Below are 7,997 nucleotides of genomic sequence, written 5' to 3' on the forward strand. Positions count from 1 at the left end.
CCTACATGCTCATCCCGACCGGCGACAAGAACATCCCCCCGGCCGCCCAGCACTTCATGGCCGACCGTGCCCACGCCCGCGCCACCGTCGAAGTGAAGAATGCCTCCCACGCCGTTCTGGTCTCCCAGCCCACCACCGTCGCCAACCTCATCGAACGTGCCGCCCGCGACACCACCCGCTGACCCCGTCCAGACTTCGGCAGTGCCGAACACCCATATCCGACCGGCCCCACTGCACGAACCGGCCGGACCCTCACCACGCAAACAGAAAGAAGGCGCCACCATGTCCGAGAGCACCTACACCGGCATCGCCACCTCGACCGGGGACGGCCGCGCGGGAGGCCGCAGCGTCTCCGACGACGGCCTGCTCGACCTCACCCTCGCCGTCCCCGCCGCGGTCGGCGGTCCCGGCGGCGGCACCAACCCCGAGCAGCTCTTCGCCGCCGGCTGGTCGGCCTGCTTTCATTCGGCCCTGAAGTTCATCGCCGCCCAGCGCAAGATCCCCGTCACCGACTCGGCCGTCATCGCCGAGGTCACCCTGCACCAGAACGCCGACGGGTTCAGCCTCAGCGCCGCCCTGCACGTCGAGATGGCGGGAGTGTCCCAGGAGACCGCCGACGAACTCGCCGCCGCCGCCCACCAGACCTGCCCGTACTCCAAGGCTGTCAGCGGCACCATCCCGGTCACCGTCGACGCCACCGTCGCCTGACCTTCATGGCCCCGGAAGCCATGTCACAACCCGCACATCCGGCCTGAAGCCGACCAGCCCGACAAGGCGTGCCCGTCCCTCGGCGACGGCCCGGCGAGCACCCGACCACCGCGCCGTGGTCGGGTGCCCTCGTGTGCCCGCGGAGACGCGGGAAACGCCACGTGGCAGGAGAAGCGCAGCCGTACGGGCACGGTGCCATCAGCGCGCCCCCGGCACACGCTGACCCGGCCGCCTCCTTACTCGCTGACCCTGGAGGGCGGGGCGATGATCCTCTCGTCTCCGCCCCAGCGCGTGAAATGGATGTCGTCGGTCATGGACATCCGCGGAAGTCGGACACGCTTGCGGCTTGTGGCGGCCCGACCGCCGTACGAGCCCGTCAGATCAGCACCCGCAGGTCACCATCCCCCTTCGGAAGCCACGGCTTCCGCACCCATGCCGAGCCGCGCAGCACCTCGCAGGCGAGTCAATCGAGGGCGCTATTCTCCGGCTACGCTCAAGACATGACGACTCCTGCCTCGCATGACACCAGCGCGGCGCCACCACCGGACACCAACCCGGGGCCGCTGTCCGCGCTGCTGTGCTTCGACCTGTACGCGGCTTCGCGCAGCGTCACCGCGGTCTACCGCTCTCTGCTGGATCCCCTGGGGCTGACCTATCCCCAGTACCTCGTGATGATCGTGCTGTGGCAACAGGACAGGACTACGGTTCGCGAGCTGGTCGAGGAACTCCGGCTCGACTACAACACCCTCTCCCCGCTGCTCAAGCGACTGGAGACCCGTGGTCTGCTGAGCCGCCGGCGCCGCGCGGACGACGAACGCTCCGTAGAGATCGCGCTCACCGACGACGGACGTGCGCTGCAGGCACAGACCCGCCACATCCCGGCCGCCATCGGTACGGCCATGGGCATCGACGAGGCCACCGTCATCCAACTGCAGCACGTCCTCCGTGGCATCACCACCTCCGCCAGCGGCTACACCGGACTGGACGAGGCGCCCCGACCGACGTCCGCTCGGCGGCCGAGGCGCCTGCCTCCGGGCAGGGTCGGCCGGCCGTGAGGTCGCACATCACACGTGCTCGGACGCGAAGAAGCCGGGGTTCAAGGCCCGGCCCACAGCCCGCTGTGCCCATCCGGGGAAGCGCCTGAGCACTCAGCGGGGGACGGGCGGGCGATCCAGCGCCGCACAGGCGGTCGTGGTGGTCGAGCACGATCAGAAGACGGACAGGTCCACGCCCAGCGCCTGGGGCAGTGATGGCGTATCCGAGCGGGAGAGAGCCCGGCCTGCTACGACGCCAAGCAGCGGCAGTGGGATGCTCCGCCCGGCGTCGCGGCGAGGCTCGCGGACATTTCTGCTCCGCGGCAAGATCGACCGGCTCCAGTCCCGACCGTCAAGGGCAGGCCTCGCCCAGCCGCTCCCACCCGGTCAACGCCTCGACGTGGACGGCCTGTTGGGCCCAGCCGAAACATTCAGAGACAGGTGCTTGCCGATCTCCCGTTCGACAGCACCTCAGCGGCTCGACGGCTACGTTCGACCCCGCCGGGAGTTCGCCGCACCGCTGCGAAGGTCGAAGACGCCGTCGCCGTGTACCGGGATCTCGGCGGTCCGAGACGCCGGCCTTTGCGTCAAGGGCAGCCCTACTCCGCGAGGCTTCCGCAGGCGAAGCTCTTCTCGCGGTCGGGAGGCCACATTTGCACCTCGGTCAGGATCGTGCTTTCGGAGAACTTGCGGAACGTCTGTGCCTTGTCGCAGTCGTAGAAGGCGTATCCGCCCTCGTGCTCGCCGAGCACCATCATCCAGCGACTGTCGTAGAGAGGCTTGCCGCTGCTGTCCTGAAGTTTCGCCCACTGCGTCTGGAAGCCGACGGCGTCCAGCAGAGCGGTGGACTCCCCTTTCTCGAGCACCGAGATGGCGCCGTAGATCATCTGAATCATGAGGACGTAGCCGAGCCCGATCCCGGTGAGCGCCCCGACCAGCACCTTCAGCCCCGCCCGGCCGACCGGCCTGCGTCGTAGCAACCGGAAGGGCACGACGTAGGCCAGCACGCCGATCCCGGCTGCGAGCAGCACGTCACTCGCTTCGACGGTTACTTTTGCGCTGGGATCAGCGGCGTCAAGAGCGGTCATGAAGTACAACCAACCCAGATAGGACGCGCCCGCCCATGCCGCTGCGATCACGGCGATGATCCACGGCTGCTCCCTGGCCTGTTGCACCGCCCGGCCCACCCAGCCACGCGTGATCACGTTCAGCAGCCAGCCCAGGCTGATGAGGACCCCGATGGCGATCGCGCCGAGGATCAGCAGGGGCAGAAGTGTGCCCAGCAGCCTGCCGAGCAGCACCGACTGGTCGATACCCGCCTGTTCGGGGGTGATGCCGAAGATGGCGTACATCCCCTGGTAGCCCATGTAAAGCAGCGCGTACAACGTCACACCAAGCGGGACGACGACCGACCCGACCTTTTCGAGCAGGTCCAGTACGCCCACCTTGTCGTCGTCCTCATGATGTCGCCCGTCTTCCGGCGGTTGCGATGCTGCAGGCGTCGGCGGGTCGGTGAGCTCTTGACTTACGTGTGGCGCAATGGGTTGAGAAGACATGAGCGGGAGCATAGGGCGATCACACGATGGTTAGCGACCGAGTTCGGACACTTGCCCCGGTTCCCGACAATGCGCTCGGCTAGTGCTCAACGCGGGATCGGCGACCCAAAACCCGGCGAGTCGGCTCAGCAGGTCGCGGTGCAGCGCGTGTTCTCCGGTCGTAGCCCTGCCAAGTCTTCATCAACGAGTGCGCACACCGTCGGCGCGCCACTGACCTGCGACGACTATGTGGTCGCGTGTCGGGCTTCTGGTCTGGGTGTGAAGGCGGCGCTTCACCGACGACAGCATGCGCCATCTGGAGGTCGCGCCGGGTCTGGATGACGCCGCTCGCACGGCCTGCCGGCAACGGCTGCGGATGCTTGACGGTCGGCTCGCCGGCACGCGACCAGGGCATTGCAAGCCGAGCTCAGCCGGGTGGAAGCTGCGGCGCCGCTGGCGGGAGCCCACCTGCGGGCGTTACTGCGCACCGGCCGTTTCCTCCGTTACCAGCCTGCCCCCGGGCGGACCGGCCCCGCTGGAGCGTGTGGTCTGCCTCACGTACAAATCGTTCACCCGAGAGTTACGCCTTCCGGGCGAGATCTTCGAACTCTGGAGAGCGGCGTGTCCTGCAGCAGCAACTTCGGCGGCCTCGCCGCTGACCCTTATGGCGCGCCTGAGACCGGCCTCCGCTGGTCCTCCTGCACGGACTCACCTGGGACCGGTGCCGATGGGGACCGCTGCTGGACGAGCCGGCGACCACTCGACCCGGGCCGCCAGATGCCGCGCATCGACCACGCCCGGGGCCGAGGGGCTCGAGGTGGGACAACCACGACCTCGGCGAGGTCGTACTCACCATTCACGCGAGGTGACCGAGGCCGGGCTCGCGGCGCCGATCGTCGTCGGGCACTCGCTCGGCGGCGTGTTGGTGACCATGTACGCCGCGACCTATGCGGCCCGTGGACATCGACCGGCCATGCCGGTGAGCAAATCCGGAGGCCAACCGGACCGTGCTCGCCCAGCTCCCGGCCTGGGCGAGATCTGGGACTCGCTGCGCGTCAACATACAGGTCTACGAGATCACCGTGGGCAGGTCGTTGAGCTCGGTGACCGCGGTGCTGCGCGGCGGACACCCGGGCGCGGCGGTCCTCGGCGGCGAACCCGCCCCCGCAGTGCTGCTGCGAGCCGACATGGACGCCCTGCCGATCACCGAGACGACCAGGCTCGACCACGTCGGCCAGGTGGACGGCGCGATGCACGCATGCGGCGCCGGACTGTTCCTCAGCCGACCCGGCCCGTTGATGGCGGCGACGGCGGGACTCAAGGTGACCGTGTACGGAACCGGCGGGCACGCCTCCATGCCGCACCTGAGCCGTGACCCGGTCACCGTGGCGGCGGAGATCGTGACCTCGTTGCAGACCCCGGTCACCCGGCGTTTCGACGTCTTCGATCCGGTGGTCGTCACGGTCGGCTCGATCCACGCCGGCACCGGATCCACCGTCATCCCCGACACGGCCGAGATCGACGCCACGGTACGCACCTTCTCGGCGGCGAACCAGGCGCGCCTGCGTACCGAGACCACGGCTGCTATCTCCACCTCGTCGCGAGCGGCGCCGACGATCCGGCGACGGCGCCGATCAACCACAGCCCGCGAGCGGTGTTCGACGACCGGGTGCTCGCCGACGGCGCACTGATCCACGCGGGGCTGGCGATCCGGGCACTGAACCGGCACGCGGCGCGGCGGTCATCCAGGCCCGGGAGTGAGGCGCTGGCGGGCGAAGTCGCGTAACGACATTCGGCGCCTGACTTCGTGATCATTCGTCATGCGTTCCCCGGCTTGGCCACGGATGCCACCTGGAAATCCTCAGCGCACGCCGGCCGCCGGGCGAGCTTGGCAGGCACGGCGTCGAGGACGCAGCCGAGCCCGGTCTGGCTCCGGAAGGCGAACACCGACAGCACGCCCCAGTACAGGACGGCGATGCCCGCGGCGCGCATGCGCCCACCGGCCAGGCCGGCGCTGTAGACCATCGCGACAGCGTCGGCTCCGTACAGCACCCAGGCCGTGCGGGCGCCCCAGGAGCACGCCAGCCGGCACAGCAGGCCCCAGGATCGAGCCGGTCAGCGATTCGCGCGCCGCTGATCGAGTCGGGCTTGCCGGCTGGCCGGTCGGGGCAGCCTGCTCGGGTGCCACGCGCGTCCGTAGGTGGCGTCGGCCGGGTGGCGGACATACCCGGCAACCGGATTCGCGCCTCGGCGCACGTGGGAATCGCGCTTGCGTACCGGCGCACCGGGCTCGCCTATCAGTACGCCAGGGGGCCGGATTCGTGCATCAGCGTGGCTCCGCTTGGTTTCGCCGATGTCATCAACGACGGCTGCGAGGCATCAGTGTTTGTGGTGGTTGTCGGGCTGGCGAGGGTCGCCGGGGTGTTCGAGGCCGGGGACGAGTCGTACGCGTCTTGATCGCATGTCGTCGAGCCATCGCGCGAATGCCTTCCGTCGCGCCGCCTCGACGAGGGGCTCGTCGTGCGCTTCGGGTGTTGGAGTGGACTCGACGAGGGTGGCTACGGCGACGTGCCAGCCGAGGGCGTCCTTGACCGGGCCGACGAGCGTTCCGTATGGGTGGCTTCTGAGCGCTTCTGCGATCGCGGACGGCAACGAATCGAGCTCGACCGCCCCAAGAGGCTCCAGCTCGGCTTCCGTCACCTCCCGCGCGTGCACCGGATCGTTGAACAGGCGGTGGCGTACGAGGTGGCGTGTGGTGTGCTCGGGTGAGGGCGTCCGCCGCCACTCCGGTGGAACGGTGACCTTGGCCGTGACCTGGCGGAACACGGCCCGTACCCATGGGTTGCCGTTGTAGGCGGCGGCGTTGATCGAGCCGAGCTCCACGGCTGCGACCCGATCGAGTATGGACATCGTGGAGCCGGTTTCCTCAGGACCGGTTCCCTCCGGCTCCGGTTCGGTTCTGTCCCGCGCCGGTTCGGTTCTGTCCGGGTCAGGTTCGGTTTTCTCCGGCCCGGCTTCGGCAAGCTCCGGCTTGGGTTCGGTCGGCTCTTGCTCAGGACCGGCGTCCGGGTGCGGGAGCGAGCCGGATGGGTCGGAGCGCAGCCCCAGGCGGATGGCGGTCGCCTCGCAGAGGGCTTCGGTGAGGATGACCTGGGTCACCCAGCGAGCGAGCTGCCGATCTTCCGACGTCCCCGGTACGGGCAGCGCTGATCTGAGCGGACCGTTGCGTAGGCCGGCGATGCGCTGGTCGAGGCGCTCCCGTGGGATCGGACGGTCATCGACCCACCCGATCACCTCCGCTGAACCGCTCTCAGGCGTATGGCTGTGGTCGTCGGCCGTAGTGGTTGTCGTGGGTGGCTTCGGAGCCGCTTCCGGTGGGTGTGCCTGGTGGTGGGCGGTGGTCGAAGGAGGTGTCACCGGGTCACCTCCAGGCGGATCGCCGGGGAGTACTGGCAGCGGCCGAACCACATGACCTTGGCCATGGCCCAGGCGTGACCGGCCGGCGCGTCAGCCGGGACGTTCACCGGGAACGCCACGTCGATCGTCTCGCCCGCGGGAACGGTGAAGCCCTGGATGACCTGCGGGAGCATGGCCCACGTGCCCCACGGGGAGGCGAGCTGGGTCTCGCCGCGGATCTCGTCGGCGGTCGTGTTGGTGAGTCGGAGACCCAGCGACGTACGGTCGCCGGGACGCAGGGACAGCGCGTCGGTGGCCGGGGTGACCGACAGGCCGGTGGGGCGGGCCTCGGCCGACGTGGTGCCGTGGATGGCCGACTCCGGTGGCGGGCCTGCCACGGGGAGCTCCGGGCCGTCGCCGATGGCCACGGTGGTGACGTCTTCGACGAGTTGACCGCCGGCGTGGGTGCGGGCCGCGACGAAGTGCAGCCCTGGCCTGAGCGCGGCTCCCGACGCGGGCTGGACGGTGACCGGGAAGCACAGGTGGCCGTCGGGAGCGAGCCGGTACGGGCGCCGGGCGGGCGTGGCGGACCAGCCGTCGGGCACGCGGATGTCCACCACGCCCTCGTGGGCTTCGTCCGTCAGGTGGGACGACAGCACCACCTCGACCTCGAACGGCCCCTCCGGCGAAGCGACCAGACCGGGGCCGACGGTGATGGAGATCGGCAGGTATCCCAGCGGAGCGGGGCCCTTGTTGTGCAGCCAGTAACGGCTGTAGACGGGCTGCGCCTGCTCGACAGTGGGACCGAGCTCCACATGGCTGTGCCCCGCTGTGGAGCGGGCGTCCAGTTGGTCGTGCCCAGCCGCGGGGACGGGCGCGCGACCGACCTCTGCCCCCGTATGGGCGGGTGTGGGGCTGTCCTCCGCCTCCGCGGGCTTGGGAGCGCGACCGACCTCTGCGCCCGGATGGGTGGGCAAGGGGCCGGTCTCTGCCCCCGTATGGGTGGGTGGGGAAGTGGTTTCTGCTGCCGTATGGAGGGTTGCGGGGCTCGTTTCTGCGGGCGCAGGTGCTGGGCCGGGTTTTGTCGCGGTCGGGGTGAGGTGGTCGAAAGCCTCGGTGAGGTAGGTGGCGATCTCGAAGCCGTTGAGGTCGAGGGTGGCGGCCGGGGCGCCGGGGCGTTCGAGGAGGTCGGAGTGGATCAGGGTGTCGAGCGGCAGGACGGAGGAGGAGAGCTGCGCGCGGCTGCCCAAGCCCGTGGACTCGACCAGCCGGATCGTCACCGCATGGCCGTCCGGGGCCTTCGGGGCCTTCGGGGCCTCCGCGGC

The 7,997-nt window shown here is 69.7% G+C and carries 8 protein-coding genes; 4 read left to right on the plus strand and 4 right to left on the minus strand.

What is annotated here, in order from left to right:
- The 3 genes from C1J01_RS43760 to C1J01_RS43770 all read left to right on the plus strand — a co-directional run.
- Positions 1–182 (plus strand): alpha/beta fold hydrolase family protein (locus C1J01_RS43760; RefSeq protein WP_220040414.1); only part of this gene is annotated, 182 nt, incomplete at its 5' end.
- Between the two features lie 100 nt (positions 183–282).
- Positions 283–708 (plus strand): Ohr family peroxiredoxin, encoded by a 426-nt coding sequence (locus tag C1J01_RS43765; RefSeq protein WP_111184924.1) that lies wholly within the window; start codon positions 283–285, stop codon positions 706–708.
- Positions 709–1,208: 500 nt separating this feature from the next.
- Complete coding sequence (locus C1J01_RS43770) at positions 1,209–1,763, plus strand: MarR family winged helix-turn-helix transcriptional regulator (protein WP_111184925.1); 555 nt, start codon at positions 1,209–1,211, stop codon at positions 1,761–1,763.
- Positions 1,764–2,341: 578 nt separating this feature from the next.
- Here the strand turns inward: C1J01_RS43770 and C1J01_RS43775 are convergent.
- Positions 2,342–3,298 (minus strand): hypothetical protein, encoded by a 957-nt coding sequence (locus C1J01_RS43775; protein WP_146615946.1) that lies wholly within the window; start codon positions 3,296–3,298, stop codon positions 2,342–2,344.
- 844 nt (positions 3,299–4,142) lie between these two features.
- On the opposite strand from C1J01_RS43775, the gene C1J01_RS43780 reads away from it, so the two are divergent.
- Positions 4,143–4,967, plus strand: coding sequence for a peptidase dimerization domain-containing protein (locus tag C1J01_RS43780; protein ID WP_235855061.1), 825 nt, complete (start codon positions 4,143–4,145; stop codon positions 4,965–4,967).
- A 127-nt stretch (positions 4,968–5,094) separates the two neighbouring features.
- Here C1J01_RS43780 and C1J01_RS43785 read toward each other — a convergent pair whose 3' ends face one another.
- The 3 genes from C1J01_RS43785 to C1J01_RS43795 all read right to left on the minus strand — a co-directional run.
- Positions 5,095–5,301, minus strand: coding sequence for a hypothetical protein (locus tag C1J01_RS43785; protein ID WP_111184927.1), 207 nt, complete (start codon positions 5,299–5,301; stop codon positions 5,095–5,097).
- Between the two features lie 354 nt (positions 5,302–5,655).
- Positions 5,656–6,570, minus strand: coding sequence for a peptidylprolyl isomerase (locus tag C1J01_RS43790; protein WP_146615947.1), 915 nt, complete (start codon positions 6,568–6,570; stop codon positions 5,656–5,658).
- A 119-nt stretch (positions 6,571–6,689) separates the two neighbouring features.
- A partial coding sequence (locus tag C1J01_RS43795) for a COG1470 family protein (protein ID WP_235855062.1) occupies positions 6,690–7,997 on the minus strand: 1,308 nt, incomplete at its 5' end.

The organism is Nonomuraea aridisoli, from assembly GCF_003236395.1.
Classification (GTDB): domain Bacteria; phylum Actinomycetota; class Actinomycetes; order Streptosporangiales; family Streptosporangiaceae; genus Nonomuraea; species Nonomuraea aridisoli.